Here is a 19,573-nt window from a genome sequence, read left to right on the forward strand (position 1 = left end):
GGGGCGGAGGGGGTACGGCGTGCGAGCACATCTGACGAACCGTCACCATCGCTCGCTGCTCGCGCTACAGCTGGCCGCGCGGGCGAATCGCGCGATCGTCCGCACGCGCGCACACCGAGGGCAACGCCCGTTCCAGGCCCTTGAGATGCAGGACGTTCAGCTTGTGGCCGTACGCCGAGAGGGCTGCCGCGCCGTACAGTCGCGGCTCGCACGACAGCGAGGCGCGAACGCCCTCCGTCGCCGCCAGCGCGCTCAGCAACTGCGTGGTGATGCGGTCGAGTGCCGGCCGGACTTCCTTGTCGAGATCCGGCCGCTGGGTGGGCCGCTCCTCAGGATGCTTGTCCCAGCGCGTGTACAGCCCGCGCTGCACCACCTTGTTCGCCTCGATCTGGTCCCGGAAGACGGCGACCACCACGCCGGGATCCAGCCCGAGCCCGACGGCCCGAGCGGCGACGTCGTCGAGGACGATCTGCTCGCGCGCGGGGTCGTCGATCGGCCGGTCGGTGCCGTACTTGGCGGCGGCCACCTTGTCGGCGATCAGCAGCCGCTCCGCGAACAGGTCGGTCAACGAGGTGAGTCCAGGAGCGGCAGCAGGCGCGGACGTTGCGGGCTGCGGCTGGGCGACAGCGGGCATGACAACGGCACCGGAGAGCAGCAGCGCGGCGGATGCGGCGACCAACACGGACCGCGTACGTCGGACTCGCACAGGGAGTGTCCTCTCCATGAGGGTGGGATCAACGCCTACGGGCGCACACGTTCGACAAGAGCCGACCCGGAACCGGCCACCGGACGGACCCGGTGAACCTTTCCGGTCACAGCACCAGGGCCTGTCCGGAGAGTCCCACCCGGCCCGCCCTCGGGGGGACGGCGCTACCTCTCAAACGCGGTCTAGCCCTCCTCGTCGCCCTCGAAGAAGTCGCCCACCTCGTCAACGACTTCGGCCGCCACCATCCCACCCGCGACCCCCACGGCCAGACCGGCCGCGCCGACGGCGACCGCCGCGCCCGTGCCCGCGCCGGAGCCGTGGCGGCCACGGGCCGCGTACCGGCCGGCGAGTTGTTCGACCCAGCCCCCGACCACCGTGTTCCAGTCGGTGTGCGCCACCTCGTCGTGCCCGACGGTGTGCCGGTTCAGGGCGTCGTCCACGCCCGTGCCCCCGCGCCCGTCCGCCTCCAGGACGATCTCCGTCCCGCCCGCGTGAGCCAGGAACGTCACCTCGATCTCGTTCAGCCGGTCCGCGTAACCCGGCGCGGGAATGATCTCGATCTCCTGGTAGAACGGCAGTTGCTGCCCGCTCCCGTTGATGTGCCCCAGCTCCAGGTCCGCCGACCCGAAGCCGAAGCCGAGCTGCCCGAACGCCTCCAGCACGGCCTCCTGCACCGCCAACGGCCGTACGGCGAAGGTGTCGAAGTCACCCTTGTCCCTGGCTCCGGCGATCTCCAGCTCCGTACGTACACCCAGGGTGATGCCCAGCGCCTCACCGTGCAGCTCGGTGACGGGCGTCTCCCACGGCACGGTCACCTCGAACGGCACGCGGTACGAGTCCTCCTCGCCCAGCCGGAAGCCGCCGCCGACCTCGTACCGCGCGAAGCCGACCAGGCCCTCGCTCTCACCCTCCTCGTGCTCCGCCTCCACGCGGGCGACGAGTTCGAGGGTGACGCGGTCGATGTCGTACGACGCACTCCCGCCGGCCAGCCGTACCTCGCCCCGCAAGGTGCCACCCGGCAGGACCGCGCCGTCCTCCAGCACCGTCTCCACCGTCGGCCCACCGACGCCGAGTGAACCGAGCAGTCGCTTGAACACCATCGAGGTGTTCCCTCCTTCGTTCCCTGATCTCCTGATGCGTGCTTACTTCTACAGGACTGTAGAACAACTGCCTTGCCGCCGGGACCAATCCGCATGACCCAGGTCACCGAATGCACACCGACAACACAGGCTCACCGTCGCAAAGGGGATGCATCGTAGTGATACGCAAGCGCACAGCACGATTCACGGCCCTCCTCACCCTGCCCGCCGCCCTCACACTCGTCGCGGCCACGCCCGCTCTCGCGAGCGGCGCCGGCAGCGAACACGGTGAGCACGGCGGCAAGCCGGCCAACTCCCAGGCCGCGTCGACGGCCAAGGAGGGTGAGACGTACCAGATCGATCTGGAGCCGCTGAACGACTCCGGTGCCAGTGGCGCCGCCCTGGTCAGCTTCCAGGGCACGAAGCTGACGGTGAAGATCGAGGCCACCGGCCTGGTACCCGGCCAGCCGCACGCGCAGCACATCCACGGCTCCACCGACGGTCACGACTTCAGCTGCCCCGACGCGAGCGCCGACAAGGACGGCGACGGCATCGTCAGCACCGCCGAGGGCCTGCCGCAGTACGGGGACATCAACATCTCCCTGACGACGAAGGGCGACACGTCCAAGGACAGCGGACTCGCCGTCGACCGGATGCCGGTCGCCGACAAGGACGGCAAGCTCGACTACTCCCGCACCATCGAGGTGTCGCAGGACGTCGTCGACCACATCAAGGACCTGCACGTCGTGCAGCACGGCATCGACCGCAACGACGACGGCAAGTACGACTTCGGCGCCGGCAAGAGCGAGTTGGACCCGAAGCTCCCGCAGGAGGCCACCGCACCCGCCGACTGCGGCATGGTCAAGGGCGCGGCCGTCGGCTCGATGCCGGTGGGCGGCGTCGAGACCGGTACGGCCGCCGGCCCGGGCGGCGCGGCGGGCATCGAGGCGCCCAGCATGGTGGCCGGCGGCGCGGCGGCGATCCTCGTCGCGGGCGGGCTGTTCGCGGTGAAGCGCCGTACGCGGCCGATGACTTCGGGCACGGCTTCGGGCACGGCTTCGGGCACGAACCGACTGCTCGGCTGATCCTGTGAGTGAGTCGAACGGTACGGGCGAGGGTGACGAGGGTGCCGGGGGTCGCCCGGGACGCCGTACGGCACTGATCGTCGCGATCCCGGTCCTGCTGGTCGTCGGCGGGCTGCTGCTGGTCCTGGGAATGGGCCGGCAGCAGCCCGCACCGCCGAGGGCGGTCGACAAGGGCGGTCCGTCGGTGGCGGATTCGGCTCCCCGGTCGACCGGCCCCGCCCCGGAGTCCGGCAAGAAGGGGGCCGCCGCCCTCCCCGCGTCCGACCCCGTACGCGTCCTGATCCCCTCGCTCAAGGTGGACTCCGCCCTGGAGCGCCTCGGGCTCGACAAGACCCGCGCGATGGAGACGCCCGAGGACCCGGACAAGGCGGGCTGGTACCACCCGGGACCCGCCCCCGGCGCCAACGGCCCCTCGGTCATCGCGGGCCACGTGACCTGGGACGGCGCGCCCACCGTCTTCTTCGACCTGGCCAGGATCGATCCTGGTGACACGGTCGAGGTGACGCGGAAGGACGGCAGGACCGCCGAGTTCACGGTCGACCGCGTAGCGACGTACGCCAAGGACAAGTTCCCGACGGTCGAGGTCTACCGCAACCTCGACCACGCCGGACTGCGACTCATCACCTGCGGCGGCGACTTCTCCGAGGCCGACCGCCGCTACGCCGACAACGTGGTCGTGTACGCGACCCTCACCGGCAGCCACCGATCGACTGCCGACGAGGGCTGACGTCGGCTGACGACGGTTGACGAGGGCTGACGAAGGCTGATCAGCGCCGACAGGCTCACACCTTGACCGCGTCCGCCTCCTCGCTCTCGTCGGCCGTGCCCTGCCGCTGCTCCGGTACGAGCTTCCGCTGCAGACTCTCGCCCTCGATGTCGAGGTTGGGCAGGGCCCGGTCGACGAGGCGCGGCAGCCACCAGGCGGCGCGCCCGAGCAGGGACATGACCGCCGGGACCAGCGCCATACGCACGATGAACGCGTCGACGAGCACACCCACGGCCAGCGCGAATCCCATCGACTTGATGATCGGGTCGGGCATGAAGATGAACCCGCCGAACACGGCCGTCATGATCAGCGCGGCGGCCGTGACGACGCGTGCGTTGTGCCCCATGCCACTGACGGTCGCCTCCTGGGCACCGGCACCGTGGACGAAGTCCTCGCGCATACGCGAGACGAGGAAGACCTCGTAGTCCATGGCGAGTCCGAACAGGATGCCGATGAGCAGGATCGGCAGGAAGCTCACCAGCGGTCCAGGGGTGTCGACGCCCAACAGGTCGGCGAAATGGCCCTGTTGGAAGATCGCCACGGTGATGCCGAAGGTGGCACCGATGGTGAGGAGGAAGCCGAGCGCGGCCTTCAGCGGTACCAGGAACGAGCGGAAGACCAGCATCAGCAGCAGGATCGACAGACCGACCACGAGCAGCAGATAGATCAGCATGGCGTCCGCGACCTTCTCGGAGACGTCGATGCCGACCGCCGTGGTGCCGGACAGCGCGACGTCGGTGCCCTCCGCGCCCGCGAAGTCGCCGATGTCGGCGACGCGGTCACGGACGGCGTGCACGACCGCCTCGGTGGCCTCGTCGGTGGGACCGGCCTTGGGGATGACGGTGAGGAGCGCGGTGGTGCCCTGCTTGTTCAACAGCGGTGGGGTGACGGCGAGTACGTCCTTCGTCCCCTGGATGCGCTTGGTGGCTTCCTTGGCGGCGACGGCCGTGCTCGCGGCGTCGTCGCCGGAGACGACGGCGATCAGGCGGCCGTTGAAGCCGGGGCCGAAGCCCTCGCTGGTCAGGTCGTACGCCTCACGGGTCGCCGAGCCGGCGGCGGCAGTGCCCGCGTCCGGGAGCGCCAGGCGCATGTCGGCGGCGGGGAGGGCGAGTACGCCGAGGCCGAGGATGCCGACGAGGAGGACCGGGACGCGGAAGCGGGTGACGGTACGGCCCCAGCGGAAGCCGAAGCCCTCGCGGGGCCCGGTCTCGGGGGCGGCGTCGGTCGAGGTGTCCGTCGAGGTCTGTGTCGAGGTGTCTGTCGAAGTGTCCGCCGCCGCCGGGTGCCCGGCGCGCTGCTTGCGGGGCAGTACGCGGTCGCCGGCGAACCCGAGGAGCGCCGGCAGCAGGGTGAGCGCGACGACGACGGCGACCGCGACCGTACCCGCCGCGGCGAGGCCCATGACGCTCAGGAAGGGGATGTTGACGACGGTCAGCCCGGCGAGGGCGATGACGACGGTGGCGCCCGCGAAGACCACGGCCGAACCGGCGGTCCCGACCGCGCGTCCGGCGGCCTCCTCGGCGTCCATACCTTCGGTGAGGTACTGGCGGTGGCGGGAGGTGATGAACAGCGAGTAGTCGATACCGACGGCGAGACCCAGCATCAGCGCCAGGATGGGTGCTGTGCTGGTGAGTTCGATGACGCTGCTCAGTGCGAACAGCCCGGCCATCCCCGCCGCGACGCCGACGAGCGCGTTCAGCAGGGTCATACCGGCGGCCACCAGGGAGCCGAAGGTGACGACGAGGACGCCTGCGGCGATCAGCACACCGATGGCCTCGGTGGAGCCCACCTCGACCTCGGCGCTGAGGACTTCACCGCCGTGCTCGACCCGCAGCCCTGCGGCGGAGTCAGCCGCGGAGGCGCCGGCCTTCTCGTACGCCGCGCGCTGCGCGTCGGTCACCTCGTCCGCGCCGGCCTCGAACTGCACCTGGACCAGGGCGTATCGGCCGTCCTCGGAGACGGCGCCCGCCTCGAACGGGTCCACCGCGCCGACCACACCGTCCACGGCTGCGGCCTCGCGTACAACGGGAGCGACGGCGGCCTTGTCGAGCTTCGCGCCCTCGGGCGCGGCTATGACGATCGTGCCGGTCGTACCGCTGGCCTGCGGGAACTGCTCCTGGAGTGAGTCCAGCGCGCGCTGCGACTCAGTGCCGGGCATGGTGAATTTGTCGCTGGTGGGGCCCATGAGGGTGGCGGCGGCTCCGCCCAGCACGACGAGCAGGAGCAGCCATACGGCGACGACGCGCTTGCGTCGGCGGAAGGAGAACCGGCCGAGCCGGTACAGCAGGGAAGCCATGGCGAAGGTTTCTCTTCTCGGTGGTCGGTGATGGGTGGTGAGCCGGGGCGGGGTCAGTGGTGCTCGGGGGCGGGGTCAGGGTCGGGGTCGGGGTCGGGGCGCAGGGTGCGGAGCGCGCCGTGGATCAACTCGTCGCGCAGTTCCTGGTCCGGTACGTCGATGTCGCTGGCGCCCGTGACGAAGACGGCCCCGAGGACCATGTGGGCCGCGACCAAGTCCCGCACTTCCGTGGACCGGCCGGCGAGCGCGTCCAGCAGGCGGTCGACGGTGCCGGGGATGCTGCCGAGCGCAGGATGGGTGGTCATACCGGGGATGTCCGCGAAGAGGATCTTGATCTCGCGCCGGAAGCGCATGGCGAGATCGATGTACCCGGTGACGGCGGCCTCCGCCGCCTCCCGCCCGTCGAGGGCGACGAGTTGGGCGTCGAGCCCGGCGAGTCCTTCGCCGGCGGGGGTCAGCAGCTCGGTGAGGATCGCGTCCTTGCTGGTGAAGTGGTAGAGCAAAGACGCCTTCGAGCAGCCGACGGTGGAGGCGATGTCATGCAGTGACGTGCCTTCGTAGCCGCGCGTCGCGAACAGCTGCAGCGCCGATTCCAGGATGTGTCCGCGCAGGGCGGAGGCGGGGCGTGCCATACGCCCAACCATAACTGTCCGATCGGTCAGCTATGACAGGTGCCCTGCGGAAAACCACAGGGTGCGGGCTGCGGAAAGCCGCAGCGAGCCGGGAGGGAACCCGCATACCGGGGCTGGCCTGCCCTTTCTAGTGTTGTGGGGGAAAGGCGACGTGGGCGCTGAAGCGACCGGCCTCGGCGTCCCCGTTCCCTCCCTGCCCTCCCCTCTCTCCGTTCTCTCCCTTCTCCCCCTCGCTCCCTCTCGCTCCCTCTCGCTCCCTCACCGTCGGCTTGGAGACAGCTCATGGATGTCGTACTGCTCGCCCTCCCGCAGGAACCTGCGGGTGGTATCGCGGGCTGGGCCGCCGATCTGGTCGACACGATGGGGGCTCCGGGCGCCGGGCTCGCCATCGCGCTGGAGAATCTCTTCCCGCCGCTGCCGAGCGAGATCATCCTGCCGCTGACCGGCTTCGCGGCGGGTCAGGGAGTCATCAGCCTGGCGTCCGCGCTCTTCTGGACCACGCTCGGTTCAGTGGTGGGGGCGGTGGTCCTGTACTGGGTGGGGATGCTCTTCGGCCGCGAGCGGATGCACGCGATCTGGGCGAAGCTGCCGCTGGTCAAGGACGCGGATCTGGTGCGTACGGAGGAGTGGTTCGCCAGGCATGGCACCAAGGCGGTCTTCCTTGGCCGCATGGTCCCGATATTCCGGAGTCTGATCTCGGTGCCGGCCGGAGTCGAGCGCATGCGGCTGCCGCTCTTCATATCCCTGACCACGCTCGGCAGCCTGCTGTGGAACTCGGTCCTGGTGCTGGCCGGTTACTGGCTGGGCGACCAGTGGCATCTGGTGGAGACGTATGTCGGGGTGGTCTCCAAGGCGGTTCTCGTCCTGGTCGTGCTGTCCGTCGTCACTTACGTGATCGTGCGCGTGCGGTCACGCGATGACCGCGAGCACCGTGGCCGTCGCGGTCAGGGTCGCCGCCGCCGTCCCCGACGAGCCGCGCGGCAGCGCATCTGACCGAACCGCCCGCCGCCGACACCGCCATCATCGCCGCTACCGCCACCGCGGCGAACGCCCCGCCGGGCGTCAGCCCGCCCAGCTCCAGTCCGAGACCTCGGGCAGGTCCACCCCGTGTTCGCGGATCCAGCTGTGGTGACGGGTCCGGGTGTCCACCATCATCTGGCGTACGTCGGCCGCCCGGACGCCGAGGCCCGGGACCCGGTCGATGACGTCCATCACCAGGCGGTAGCGGTCGAGGTCGTTGCGGACGACCATGTCGAAGGGCGTGGTCGTGGTGCCCATCTCCTTGTAGCCGCGGACATGCAGGTTCTCGTGGCCGGCGCGGCGGTAGGCGAGACGGTGGATGAGCCAGGGGTAGCCGTGGTAGGCGAAGATCACCGGCTTGTCCGTGGTGAACAGGTCGTCGTACTCGGCCTCGGTCATCCCGTGCGGGTGCTCCTCGCGCGGCATCAGCCGGGTCATGTCCACGACGTTGACCACACGGACGGCCAACTCCGGCAAATGCTCGCGCAACAGGCCCGCCGCGGCGATGACTTCCTGGGTGGGGACGTCTCCCGCGCAGGCCAGGACGGCGTCCGGCTCCCGGGTCCCGTCCTCCGTACCGGCCCACTTCCAGAGGCCCGCGCCACGGGCGCAGTGCGCGCGTGCCTCGTCCAGGGTGAGCCAGTCGAAGGTGGGCTGCTTGCCGGCGACGACGACGTTCACGTAGTCGCGGCTGCGCAGCACATGGTCGGCCACGGAGAGCAGGGTGTTGGCGTCCGGCGGCAGGTAGACCCGTACGACTTCGGGGCTCTTGTTGAGTACGTGGTCGACGAAGCCCGGGTCCTGGTGGGAGAAGCCGTTGTGGTCCTGGCGCCAGACATGGGAGGTCAGCAGGTAGTTGAGAGAAGCGACCGGGCGGCGCCAGGCCAACTCCCGGGAGGTCTTCAGCCACTTGATGTGCTGGTTGACCATCGAGTCCACGATGTGCACGAACGCCTCGTAACAGGAGAACAGCCCATGACGACCCGTCAGGAGGTAGCCCTCCAGCCAGCCCTGGCACAGATGCTCGGAAAGGACTTCCATCACCCGGCCGTCGCGGGCCAGATGTTCGTCGGTGGGCAGGATCCGTGCCTGCCAGGCCTTGCCGGTGGCCTCGAAGAGCGCCTCCAGCCGGTTGGAGGCGGTCTCGTCCGGGCCGACGACCCGGAAGTCCCTGCGCTCGGCGGTGTCGGCCATGATCCTGGCCAGCATCCCGCCGAGGACGCGGGTGGGTTCGTGCAGGGCCACACCGGGCTTGTCCACCTGGACGGCGAAGTCCTCCAGCGGCGGGACCGGCAGGTCACGGACCAGAATGCCGCCGTTGGCGTGCGGGGTGGCACCGAGACGCCGGGTGCCGGCCGGGACGCAGGAGAGGACCTGCGCGGAGGGGCGGCCGTCCGGTCCGAAGAGTTCGTCGGGGCGGTACGAGCGCAGCCACGCCTCCAGTTGGGCGAGATGGGCCGGGTTCTCGCGTACTCCGGAGAGCGGGACCTGGTGGGACCGCCACGTCCCTTCGACGGGCAGCCCGTCGACCTCGGCGGGGCCGGTCCAGCCCTTGGGCGTGCGCAGCACGATCATGGGCCAGGCGGCCCGCTCGTCGGTGGCTCCGTCCCGCGCGCCCCGCTGGATCTCGGTGATGCGGTCCGCCGCGCGGTCGAGGGCCGCCGCCATGGCGCGGTGGACCTCGCGCGGGTCGCTGCCCGTCACGTACAGCGGCTCGTGGCCGTATCCGCGCAGCAGGGCGTCCAGTTCGTCGTCGGGGATGCGGGCGAGGACGGTGGGGTTGGCGATCTTGTAGCCGTTGAGGTGCAGGATCGGCAGGACGGCGCCGTCGTGGACCGGGTCGAGGAACTTGTTGGCGTGCCAGGACCCGGCCAGCGGCCCGGTCTCGGCCTCGCCGTCGCCGATCACGCAGGCGACGAGCAGGTCGGGGTTGTCGAGTGCGGCGCCGTAGGCGTGCGCGAGGGAGTAGCCGAGTTCGCCGCCCTCGTGGATGGAGCCGGGTGTCTCGGGGGCGACATGGCTCGGAACGCCGCCGGGGAAGGAGAACTGCCGGAAGAGCCGGTCCATGCCGGCCGCGTCCCGGCTCACGTCGGGATACGTCTCGGCGTACGTCCCCTCCAGCCAGGAGTTCGCCAGCACGGCCGGTCCGCCGTGTCCGGGACCCCAGATGCAGAGCGCGGACTGATCCCGGTCCTTGATGAGCCGGTTGAGATGGGTGTGGACGAGGTTGAGTCCCGGGGAAGTGCCCCAGTGCCCCAGAAGCCGGGGCTTGATGTGCTCGGGCCGAAGGGGCTCGGTGAGGAGCGCGTTGCCCATCAGATAGATCTGACCGACGGCGAGATAGTTCGCCGCACGCCAGTGGGCGTCGAGAGCGGTCACTTCTTCCTCGGTCAGCACGGTGTCGCCATCGCGCTTCGCCATCGCCTTCGCCTTCGCCTGCCGCATGGGTTTCTCCGTCACGTCGTCACTGCCGGTGCTCGGTCCGGTTACCCCCGTTCACCGTCGCACAGTCGAGGCGGGGTGACGGGGGAGGCTGACCGGCCAGGTCGAGAGACGTTCGGCCCTCACCCTCACCCTCACCCTCACCCTCACCCGCGAACGAGCGGTGAGGGGTTGAGGCGGGCGAAGCCCTCCTGGCGTTCGTACGGGAAGTAGGGATACGGCGCCACCTTCGCGCTCGCCGCGTCGAGCCGGGCCACCTGTTCGGGCGCCAGCTCCCACCCCACGGCGCCAATGTTCTGGCGCAGCTGCTCCTCGTTGCGGGCGCCGATGATGACGGAGGACACGGTGGGGCGCCGCAGCAGCCAGTTGATGGCCACCTGGGGGACGGTCCTGCCGGTCTCCGCCGCGATCTCGTCCAGCGCGTCGACCACACGGAAAAGATGGTCGTCGGCGACCGGCGGCCCGAAGTCGGCGGTCTCGTGCAGCCGGCTGCCCTCGGGCAGCGGCCGGCCACGGCGCACCTTGCCGGTGAGCCGCCCCCACCCCAGCGGACTCCAGACCATCGCGCCGACGCCCTGGTCAAGACCGAGGGGCAGCAGTTCCCACTCGTAGTCGCGGCCGACGAGCGAGTAGTAGACCTGGTGCGCCACATAGCGCGGGTAGCCGTGGCGCTCGGCGGCGGCCAGCGACTTCATCAGCTGCCAGCCGGAGAAGTTGGAGACGCCGACGTAGCGGACCTTCCCGGACCGTACGAGCTGGTCGAGCGTGGACAGCACCTCTTCGACCGGCGTCCCGGCATCGAACGCGTGCAGTTGGAAGAGGTCGATGTGGTCGGTGCCGAGCCGGCGCAGCGCGTCCTCCGTCGCCCGGATCAGGCGCGAGCGCGAGGAGCCGGCATCGCCCGGCCCGTCGCCCATCGGCAGGCTCGTCTTGGTCGACAGCAGCACCTCGTCGCGGCGCCCCTTGATCGCCCGGCCGAGGACCTCCTCGGACGCGCCCGCCGAGTACACGTCCGCCGTGTCGAACATCGAGATGCCCGCTTCCAGGCAGATGTCCACGAGACGGCGCGCCTCCTGGGCGTCGGTGTTGCCCCACGCGCCGAAGAGCGGCCCCCGGCCGCCGAACGTGCCCGCCCCGAAGCTGAGAGCCGGAACCTTGAGCCCGGACGCGCCCAACTGCCTGTATTCCATGATCGCCCCTCCATGAGTTCCTAACGGGACTTCCGTCCCTTTAGTATGGCCTCAACGTAACACCGAAGCGCAACTAATGAAACTGGAGTCCCGTTATGGCTGCCGAGGAGAACGACGATGCCTGTGGCGATCCCGGGACCGTCCGCCCCGGAGGCCGTACAGCGAGAGTGCGGGCGGCGGTGCTCCGCACCGCCGGGGACCTCCTCGCCGAGCACGGCTTCGCCCACCTCGACCTGGCCGATGTCGCGCGCCGCGCGGACGTCGGGAAGTCGACCGTGTACCGCCGCTGGGGGACGGTGGCGGGCCTCGTCGCGGACCTGCTGACGGACATGGCGGAGCAGTCGCTGCCGCGTACCGAGACCGGTTCACTGCTCGGCGATCTGCGGGCCAACGCCGAACTCGTACGCCGCACGCTGGCCGACCCACGCCAAGGCGCGCTGTTCAAGGCGGTGATCGCGGCGGCCACGACGGACGCGAGGACGGCCGAAGCCCTGCACCGCTTCTACGAGATCCGGGTCGCCGAGTGGGCGCCGTGCGCCGAACAGGCCGTGCGGCGGGGCGAGTTGCCGGTAGGCACCGACCCGTACGAGGTGATCCGCGCGGTCTCGGCCCCGCTCTACTACCGCCTGCTGACCAGCGACGCGCCCCTCGACGAGGCGGCGGGGGTACGTGCGGCGGAAGCGGCCGCGGCGGCGGCGAAGGCGGGCGTCTACGCGTAGGTCCTGTCCGGCGCACGGAGCGGGGCGGGGGCAGGGAGCGGGGTTACCTGGGGCGCGGTAATCGGAGACCGGACGGGCGACGGCGGACGCAAGCTCGTCGTGTCCGGCCGCGTGGTCGGAGACACCTCAACTCGATCTCGTACGACGGGAGTCCCCATGTCCGGAACGACCACCGGCCCCATCCCCGCACCCGAGCCCACGCCCACGCCCGTGCCTGTGCCCGTGCCCACCTTGAAGAGCCTGACCGGCGAACTCACCGCGCTGCGGCCCCGCATGGAGGAGGTCAGCCTCGCCATCCACGCGCGGCCGGAGCTGAAGTTCGCCGAGTTCCACGCCCTGGAGGTGCTGACCGGCTGGCTCGCGGAGGCGGGCTTCGCGGTCGAGACGGGGGTGGGCGGGGTCGACACCGCGTTCGTGGCGGTGCACGAGGGAAGCCGGCCCGGTCCGTACATCGCCGTGCTCGCCGAGTACGACGCGCTGCCCGGTGTCGGGCACGGCTGCGGCCACAACCTCATCGCGGCCGGCGGCGCGGCTGCCGCCATCGCCGCCGTACGCGCGCTGCCCGACCACGCGGGCACGATCGCCGTCATCGGCACACCCGGCGAGGAGATGGGCGGCGCCGGCAAGGTCCTGCTGGCCGACGCCGGGGTCTTCGACGGGGTGGACGCGGCGGTGATGTTCCACCCGGCCGACCGTTCGGCGACCACGCAGCACGCGCTGGCCGCCGCGCATCTGCGGGCCGACTTCATCGGTGTCAGCGCGCATGCCTCGAAGACCCCCTGGGAGGGGCGCAGCGCGCTGGCCGCCGCCCAGCTCTTCCTCAACGCGCTTGATTCGATGCGGCAGTTCATGCCGCCGACCGCCCGGCTGCACGGGATCGTCTCCGACGGCGGCCAGGCCCCGAACGTGGTCCCCGCTCGGGCGGCGGTGGACTTCTACGTACGGGACACGACGTCGGCCGCCACCGAGGCGCTCGTCGAGCGGGTCCGCGCGGCGGCGCGGGGCGCGGCGCTCGCCACCGGGACGGAGGCGGCGGTCACGGAGACCGGCGCGCTGTACGCGGAGCGCCGTAACAACGAGGTGATCGCGGCCCGATTCGGCGCCACGGTAAGGGCGTTGGGCGTGGGAATCGCCCCCGGCGCGCCGCACGAGCCAGCCGGTTCGTCGGACATCGGCAACCTCTCCCAGTTGCTGCCCGTCATCCACCCGTACGTACAGACCGCCGAGTTCGGTACGCCCAGCCACTCCGACGCCATGCGGGACGCGGCGGCGACCGACTTCGCGCACGACCGCACCCAGGTCGCGGCGACGGGGCTGGCCCGGGTCGTGACGGATCTGGTCTCGGATCCGGAGTTCCTGGCGGCGGCGCGGGCGGAGTTCGACGCGGCGCAGGCGGGAGAGGCCGAGGAGGCGGAGGACGACGAGGAGATCCTGGAGGTCATCGCGGCCTACGGTCACCCGGGCGGCGCTCGTACAATCCGGCCATGTCGGTCGTAGTCGTACTGGAGGGGGCGGGGGCGGGCCGTTTCACGGTCGCGGTATCGCCCCTCGCCGAGCTGGCCGCCAGCCTGCACGTGCTGACCGGGCACGACCACCACGCGGAACACGCGCCCTGGGCCCGGGAGGTGGCGGGCTCCGCGCCGGCCGCCTTCCGGGCCGGGCTGCGGCGCTTCTCACCGCTGTGGACGGCGTTGCGGTGGCGCGGGTTCTACACGGGGTTGGAGGGGTCGGCGGGATCGGCTGGGGCGGTTGGGTCGGTCGGGTCGCCGAGGTCAGGGAGCGGGAGCGCGACCGGGCGACGGTCGACGGCGTTATCCGCCCCGCCCGTACCCTCCCCACCCCCTCCGCCCTCTCCCCTGTCCCCGTTGTCCCGCCTGCCCGTCGACCGCTTCGCCGAGCTCACCGCGTACTCCTGCGCCAGCGGCTACCTCGGCTACACCTTCGACCGCGTCCTCCACAACCCCGCCCAGGCCGCCGCCCTGCACCACGCGGCCTCCGGCCTCCCCGAACCGCACCTCGAACTCGCCGAGGCCCTGCTGCGCGACCCGGAGGCCCTGCGCGCGGACGTGCTCGCCTTCCTCGACCTGTGCCGCCCCGTCTTCTTCGGCGCCCTGTGGGCCGAGACCGAACCCCTCCTGGCCCGCGCCGCGCACCGCGTACGGCAGCGGCTCGCGGACGACGGCCCCGCGGCGGCGCTGGCCGCGCTCAGCCCGTCCAGCGTCCGGCTCGCCGACCCGCCGCGCGTCATCTTCGACAAGGTGCACCACGCGGTGATCTCCCCGGCCCGTACGCCGGTGCTGCTCATCCCCACCCGTTACGGCGCCCCGCACCTGGTGGTGAAGAACGAGCCGGGCCTGCCCCCGGTCGTGCACTTCCCGGTGGACGCCCCGGTGGTGGGCGTGACGCTGGCCCGCAGCCGCATGCTCGCGCTGACCGATCCGAGCCGCGTACGGCTGTGCCGGCTGATCGCCCGCCAGTCGATGACCACGGCGGACCTGGCGGACCGGCTGTCGATGACCCGCCCCCAGGTCTCACGCCATCTGCGCGCGCTGCGCGACCTGGGACTCGTACGGACGGAACGCAACGGCCGCTACGTGCACTACGGCCTCGACCTCGGCGCGGTCGACCGCATCGGCAGGGACGTCGCGACGGCACTGCAGTACTAGGCCGTGTCCGGCACGACCTGGCCGTGTCCGCAAAAGCCCCGGTATCCGCACCCCCGGCCGATCGCGCGGACGGCGATCTGTACGGTCTCTCCTGAGGCGGCGGCGATCGGGCGTAAGCAACCGATCGTCACAGCGGGCGTCAACAGGAGGTACGTGTCGTGATCGGCATCTCGGACATCGAAGCGGCGGCGCGACTGATCGCCGGACATGTCGTGCGTACGCCGACGGTCGAGAGCCCCGGACTGTCGGCGCTGCTCGGGGTCCCGGTCACCGCCAAGCTGGAGTTGTTGCAGCGCACGGGCTCCTTCAAGGCTCGCGGCGCGACGGCGAAGCTCCTGTCGCTGAGCGACGCCGATCGCGCGGCCGGGGTGGTGGCGGTGAGCGGCGGCAACCACGCCATCTCCGTCGCGGTCATGGCCGAGGCGCTGGGCGTGAAAGCCACCGTCGTCATGGCGAAGTCCGCGCCCGCGCGCGCCGTGGAGATCGCGGAGGCGGCCGGCGCGACGGTGCGGCTGACCGACACGATGGACGACGCGTTCGCACTCATGTCCCAGCTCCAGGCCGAGGGACTGACCATGGTCCACCCCTTCGACGACCCGGTCGTCGTCGCGGGACAGGGCACGGTCGGCCTCGAACTCGCCGAGGACGCCCCCGCCGAGATCACGGATGTGCTCGTCTCCATCGGCGGCGGCGCGCTGATCTCCGGCGTCGCGGCAGCTCTGCACGCGCGCCTGCCCGGCGTACGGATCTGGGGTGTCGAGACCGAGGGCGCGCAGGCCATGTCCGAGGCGCTGGCGGCCGGAGGGCCGCAACCCGTGCGGCTGTCGTCGATCGTCTCCACGCTCAGCGCGCCCACGGTCTCGCAGCTCACCTACGACCATGTGACCGCCCTGGTCAGCGACGTACTCGTGGTCTCGGACGCCGAGGCCGTCCAGGGCACGCTCGACCTCGCGAACCACGCGAAGGTCTGGGCCGAACCGGCCGCCGGCTGTCTCGTCCCGGCCGCCCGCCGCGTACTGGAACGCGTAGGCGGCGAGGCGCGCCTCGGCCTGGTGCTGTGCGGCGGCAACGCGACCACGACGGACGTCATCTCCTGGGCGGAACGCTTCAACCTCCGCTGAGGGCCTAGGCGGTGTCTTGCCCGTACCCCCGGCGACGCCGTCGTCGGGGGTTCTTTGCGTATCCGTATGTCGGGCGACCCGGATAGGCGGCGGGCACGGGCGCACGTACTTTGCTCGCGATCCCCCCATGTACGGGGCCCGCCCCACGGGCCCGAGTCTCGCGGCGTCGTCCACGACGGGTCGTACCGGCGTGACTGGTCGTACCGACGTGAATGTGCGCCGCTCCCCCCACAAGGAGATATGTCATGCTCTCGTCAATCCGAAGAATCGCTGGGGCATCGGCCGTAGCAGCCGCCCTTCTCTTCGCGCTCCCCACGTCGGCCAACGCCGTCGAGAACACTGACAACGCCCGTCCCGCCGCCGTGACGCAGGCCGCTCAGGCCTCCGTCGCCGACCCCACCCCCTCCTCGCCGCGCTTCGAGACCGGTGACGCCGGCAACCTGTCGGACCTCCCGACGGTGAACGCCAACAAGCGGGACGTCCGCGTCCCGGCGTGGAGCTACCACATCACCTCGTCCTGCAGCGGTCGCGAAGGCGCGATACGCCAGGGCGCCAACTACTGGGGCGCCGGGACCGAGACGGCCTCCAGCGGTACACCGGTCTCCTGTGTCGGCGGCTACGTGCAGGGCTGCGGCGCGGGCAACGTCGTGGGCTGCAACTGGGGCGCGGGCCAGCGCATCGAACTGTCCACCATGGTCGGCGACTTCGCTCTGCTCGCCGCCCACGAGTTCGGCCACAACTGGTACGGACACTCGGGCACCGGCTGCGCGAGCTGGGCGAGCCAGGCCGATGTGATGCGCACGACCATGTGCAGCTGATGTCTCGTCATTCGAACTGACCGGCACTCGCCGGTGGGGCGGGCCGACCACGTACGACGGTCGGCCCGCCCTTCGTTCGCTCGCCTCCTGGTTCCGCTCTACGCGCGACCACCATCGTTGACTCCATCGTCGCCGTACGTCGGGCGGACCCGCGCCACCTCCTTCGCCAAGCCTTGCCGACTGGCGATGCCGAGCTTGCGCATCGCCCGCGCCACGTGCTGTTCCACCGTGCGCGGCGACAGATACAGCGTCGCCGCTATCTCGCGGTTCGTGAGCCCGGTGGCCGCCAGTTCCGCCACCTCCCCCTCGCGCGGGGACATGCGCTCCGCGTACGCCGGCCGGCCCGGCGGCCGCCGTTGCGCGGCGGGGCGGTAGGCGCGCAGCGTCGCCCGTACGCGCGCGGCGTCCCAGACCGCGCCGAGGTCGGTCAACTCCGCCACGCAGCGCGTGAGTTCCCCGACGGCCTCGTCCACCTCGCCGCCGCCGAGCAGGAGCGCGCAACGGCCCGCGCCCTCGGTCATGAGCGCGTGGGCGTACGGGTGCGGCAGCCCGGCGTACGCCGCGCCCGACTGCTGGAAACGCGCCCGCGCCTCCGCCAACTCGCCGTCCGCCTCCGCCAGCACGGCCCGGCACCAGAGCAGGGCCGCCGTCGCCGACGGGGCGTCGCGCCCGGTCAGACCGGCCGCGAACTCGGCCACCACCCGCTGCGCCGACTCCCGCCGCCCGGCGCGGGTATGGGCCTCGACCACCCACGGAGCCAGTTCGGCGCCCCAGACCCAGACCCCCTTCCTGCCGAGCCACGCCCAGGCCGACGTGGCGGCTTCGGTGGCGGACTCCACGTCCTGCCGGGCCAGCAGGAGCCGGATGTGGGCGCCGGCCGCCGTGGCCGCCACCGGGGCCTCGCAGGTCTCGTACGCGCGGTAGGCCTGGTAGGTCTGGTACGCGTCGTCCGTCGTGGTCCCGGCCCCCGTCCCGGCCCCGGTGCCGGTGCCGCACGGCGCGCGCGGCGACGGCGGGTCGCCTCGGGGGAGCCAGTCCCGCACCGCCGCCCAGTCCCCCTTCGCCAGCGCCAGCAGGGCCAGCACCACGCGGGCGTCGCTCGCACTGCCGTCCTCGGCGACCAGGCCCGTGCACCGTTCGGCCAGGCCCTCCCAGCGGCCGGTCAACCAGTCACGGAACAGGGCCGTCCCACGTCCGACCCGCTCCAGGAACGGCGCGCCGCTGCGCGCCGCCAGTTCGATGCCCTCCGTCAGCAGTTCGTCCGCGCGCCGGTAGTGGCCCAGATACACCGCGCCGTTCGCCGTGTTGCACAGGCCCCGCGCCACCTGCCGACGGCTGGCCCGGTCCGCGCTGTCGCGGGGCAGCCGCGCGATCAGTCGCCAGGCTTCCAGGTCGCCGGTGTTCATCAGTACGGTCGCCCGGCAGGCGCCGGTCGCCGTGCGTGCCGCGCGGTCCCCCGACGCGTCGGCCGCCGCCTCCGCGCGCTCCAGCCAGGTCACGTTCTCGGCCAGGGAGGCGCCGGGGAAGAACGGGTTCGCCAGCGCCGCCATCGCCCGCGCGGCGAGCGCGGGCCGCTCGGCCTCGGCCAACTCGTGTGCCGCCCGGCGCAGTTCCGTACGCCCCTCCTCGAAGCGTCTCTTGCGGTTGTGCAGGAGCAGGCCCAGTTCGAGCCGTATCTCGCCCCGGTCGGCGGCGGGCAGCGCCGGGTCCTCGACGATCCCGCGCAAGACGCGGGCCGTCCCCTCCGAACGGCAGCCGAACACGGCGCCACGGGCGAGCGTCAGCGCCAACCGCCCCCGCTTGTCCGGCGGGAGGCCGCCCACGTCCAGCGCCTCTTCCAGCAGCGTGACCGCCGCCTCGTCGTCGTTCACGAGATGCTCCGCGGCCCGCAGCCAGTCCTCCGTGCGACCGCCGCCGCGCCAGTGGCGTGCGATACGCGCCCACGGCACCGGCTCGTGCGCGGCGAGGATCGCCGCCGCCCGGTGGTGCAGCCGCTCCCGCACCGGGCCGGGCAGCTCCGCGTAGAGCGCCGACGCCGCCAGCGGCACCGCGAATCCGTACCGCCCCTCGCTCGTCTCCCGCAGGGCCGAGCCCTCCAGCGCCGCGATCAGCGCCGTACGGCCAGCGTCCCCGCGACAGCCCGCGACCGCCGCCAGGTCCTCGGCCCCGGCCGGCTCGTCCAGCACCGCCGCCGCCCAGACGATCGGGCGGTACGCCTCCGGCAACGCGGCGGTCCTGTCCAACACCAACTCCGCCAGCCGGACCGGCACCCCGGCCTCGTCCACGTCCCGCGCGGAGAAGCACTCCCGCCCGGTCGGCTGGTCGGCAGCGGTGTCCCGCAGCATCCGCAACAGGTCCACGACGACCTGCGGCACCCCGCCGGAACGCTGCCGCAGCCGCCCCACGAACTCCTGCGGACATCTCCGCGCCCCCAGCAACTCCCCCGCCACACACCGCACACGCCCCTCGTCCATCGGCTCCAGCCGCCACCGCACGACCGACAGCCGCGCCGGATAGTCCACCGCCCGGCCCAACGGCAGCCCGGGGCACGGCAGTTGCTCGGGCCGGTAGGTCAGCACCGCCGCGAAGGGCGCGGGCGGCTCCCTCAGCAGACCGCGCAGCAGAGCCAGACAGTCGTCGTCGGCGTGATGGAGATCCTCGGCGACGAGGAGGGCGGGGCGGGCGGAGGCGAGCAGCGCCTCCAGTGCCTGGTGCGGCGTGAGCCGCGGGTCCGGGCCTAGCGGATCGGCGACCACGAAGCCGCCCGAGGCCCGGAAGGCCACCACCAGCCGCGCCACCGCCCGCGCCTGTGGCAACTCCAGCAGCCGGTGCACCAGTCTGCTCTTCCCCATACCGGCGTCGCCCTCGACCAACACCAGCGCCGGCTCCTGCCCGGCCCCGGACAGCGCGGACGTCAATCCTCGCTCCCACGCCTGTTCCCGCACGAGAGGCCACTCCTCACGGTCGTCACGCACTGGTCGCCGTACCGGCTCCGTCCACGGACGGAGCCGCAGGCCACCGCCCTCCGGTGTT

The 19,573-nt window shown here is 71.8% G+C and carries 15 protein-coding genes; 8 read left to right on the forward strand and 7 right to left on the reverse strand.

The window, feature by feature from the left end; all coding sequences use genetic code 11:
- Positions 1-64: 64 nt before the first annotated feature.
- Both aroQ and ACFT9I_RS20305 read right to left on the reverse strand, forming a co-directional pair.
- On the reverse strand, positions 65-568 hold the full coding sequence (gene aroQ, locus ACFT9I_RS20300; protein ID WP_382566051.1) for a gamma subclass chorismate mutase AroQ: 504 nt from the start codon (positions 566-568) through the stop codon (positions 65-67).
- 320 nt (positions 569-888) lie between these two features.
- Positions 889-1,806 carry a sporulation protein gene (locus ACFT9I_RS20305; protein ID WP_382566053.1) on the reverse strand — a complete coding sequence of 306 codons (918 nt, stop codon included), beginning with the start codon at positions 1,804-1,806 and terminating at the stop codon, positions 889-891.
- Positions 1,807-1,964: 158 nt separating this feature from the next.
- Here ACFT9I_RS20305 and ACFT9I_RS20310 point away from each other — a divergent pair, with 158 nt between their 5' ends.
- Together ACFT9I_RS20310 and ACFT9I_RS20315 are read left to right on the forward strand one after the other, a co-directional pair.
- Complete coding sequence (locus ACFT9I_RS20310; protein WP_382566055.1) at positions 1,965-2,870, forward strand: hypothetical protein; 906 nt, start codon at positions 1,965-1,967, stop codon at positions 2,868-2,870.
- Positions 2,871-2,874: 4 nt separating this feature from the next.
- Positions 2,875-3,597 carry a class F sortase gene (locus tag ACFT9I_RS20315; RefSeq protein ID WP_382566056.1) on the forward strand — a complete coding sequence of 241 codons (723 nt, stop codon included), beginning with the start codon at positions 2,875-2,877 and terminating at the stop codon, positions 3,595-3,597.
- Positions 3,598-3,652: 55 nt separating this feature from the next.
- On the opposite strand, the gene ACFT9I_RS20320 is transcribed toward ACFT9I_RS20315, so the two are convergent.
- Complete coding sequence (locus ACFT9I_RS20320) at positions 3,653-5,932, reverse strand: MMPL family transporter (RefSeq protein WP_382566057.1); 2,280 nt, start codon at positions 5,930-5,932, stop codon at positions 3,653-3,655.
- 53 nt (positions 5,933-5,985) lie between these two features.
- Entirely contained in the window at positions 5,986-6,564 is a 579-nt protein-coding gene (locus tag ACFT9I_RS20325) for a TetR/AcrR family transcriptional regulator (RefSeq protein WP_382566059.1), read from the reverse strand.
- Positions 6,565-6,846: 282 nt separating this feature from the next.
- On the opposite strand from ACFT9I_RS20325, the gene ACFT9I_RS20330 reads away from it, so the two are divergent.
- On the forward strand, positions 6,847-7,557 hold the full coding sequence (locus ACFT9I_RS20330) for a DedA family protein (RefSeq protein ID WP_382566060.1): 711 nt from the start codon (positions 6,847-6,849) through the stop codon (positions 7,555-7,557).
- Positions 7,558-7,626: 69 nt separating this feature from the next.
- Here ACFT9I_RS20330 and ACFT9I_RS20335 read toward each other — a convergent pair whose 3' ends face one another.
- On the reverse strand, positions 7,627-10,005 hold the full coding sequence (locus ACFT9I_RS20335; protein WP_382566147.1) for a phosphoketolase: 2,379 nt from the start codon (positions 10,003-10,005) through the stop codon (positions 7,627-7,629).
- A 167-nt stretch (positions 10,006-10,172) separates the two neighbouring features.
- Positions 10,173-11,216, reverse strand: coding sequence for an aldo/keto reductase (locus ACFT9I_RS20340; RefSeq protein ID WP_382566061.1), 1,044 nt, complete (start codon positions 11,214-11,216; stop codon positions 10,173-10,175).
- 95 nt (positions 11,217-11,311) lie between these two features.
- Between ACFT9I_RS20340 and ACFT9I_RS20345 the strand changes: the two genes are divergently transcribed.
- The 5 genes from ACFT9I_RS20345 to ACFT9I_RS20365 all read left to right on the forward strand — a co-directional run bounded on the left by ACFT9I_RS20345 (position 11,312) and on the right by ACFT9I_RS20365 (position 16,540).
- The gene (locus tag ACFT9I_RS20345) at positions 11,312-11,935 is read left to right on the forward strand and encodes a TetR/AcrR family transcriptional regulator (RefSeq protein WP_382566062.1); all 624 of its coding nucleotides are present in this window, start codon (positions 11,312-11,314) and stop codon (positions 11,933-11,935) included.
- 156 nt (positions 11,936-12,091) lie between these two features.
- Complete coding sequence (locus ACFT9I_RS20350) at positions 12,092-13,432, forward strand: amidohydrolase (RefSeq protein ID WP_382566064.1); 1,341 nt, start codon at positions 12,092-12,094, stop codon at positions 13,430-13,432.
- Positions 13,420-14,601 carry a DUF5937 family protein gene (locus ACFT9I_RS20355; protein WP_382566065.1) on the forward strand — a complete coding sequence of 394 codons (1,182 nt, stop codon included), beginning with the start codon at positions 13,420-13,422 and terminating at the stop codon, positions 14,599-14,601. The genes ACFT9I_RS20350 and ACFT9I_RS20355 overlap by 13 nt, the downstream gene beginning before the upstream one ends.
- Before the next feature lie 158 nt (positions 14,602-14,759).
- Positions 14,760-15,722, forward strand: coding sequence for a threonine/serine dehydratase (locus tag ACFT9I_RS20360; RefSeq protein ID WP_382566066.1), 963 nt, complete (start codon positions 14,760-14,762; stop codon positions 15,720-15,722).
- A gap of 245 nt (positions 15,723-15,967) precedes the next feature.
- Positions 15,968-16,540 (forward strand): hypothetical protein, encoded by a 573-nt coding sequence (locus tag ACFT9I_RS20365; RefSeq protein ID WP_382566068.1) that lies wholly within the window; start codon positions 15,968-15,970, stop codon positions 16,538-16,540.
- Positions 16,541-16,638: 98 nt separating this feature from the next.
- Here the strand turns inward: ACFT9I_RS20365 and ACFT9I_RS20370 are convergent, their stop codons facing one another.
- On the reverse strand, positions 16,639-19,458 hold the full coding sequence (locus ACFT9I_RS20370; RefSeq protein WP_382566069.1) for a LuxR C-terminal-related transcriptional regulator: 2,820 nt from the start codon (positions 19,456-19,458) through the stop codon (positions 16,639-16,641).
- Positions 19,459-19,573: the final 115 nt, after the last annotated feature.

Source organism: Streptomyces sp. NPDC057137 (genome assembly GCF_042670825.1).
Taxonomy (GTDB): domain Bacteria; phylum Actinomycetota; class Actinomycetes; order Streptomycetales; family Streptomycetaceae; genus Streptomyces.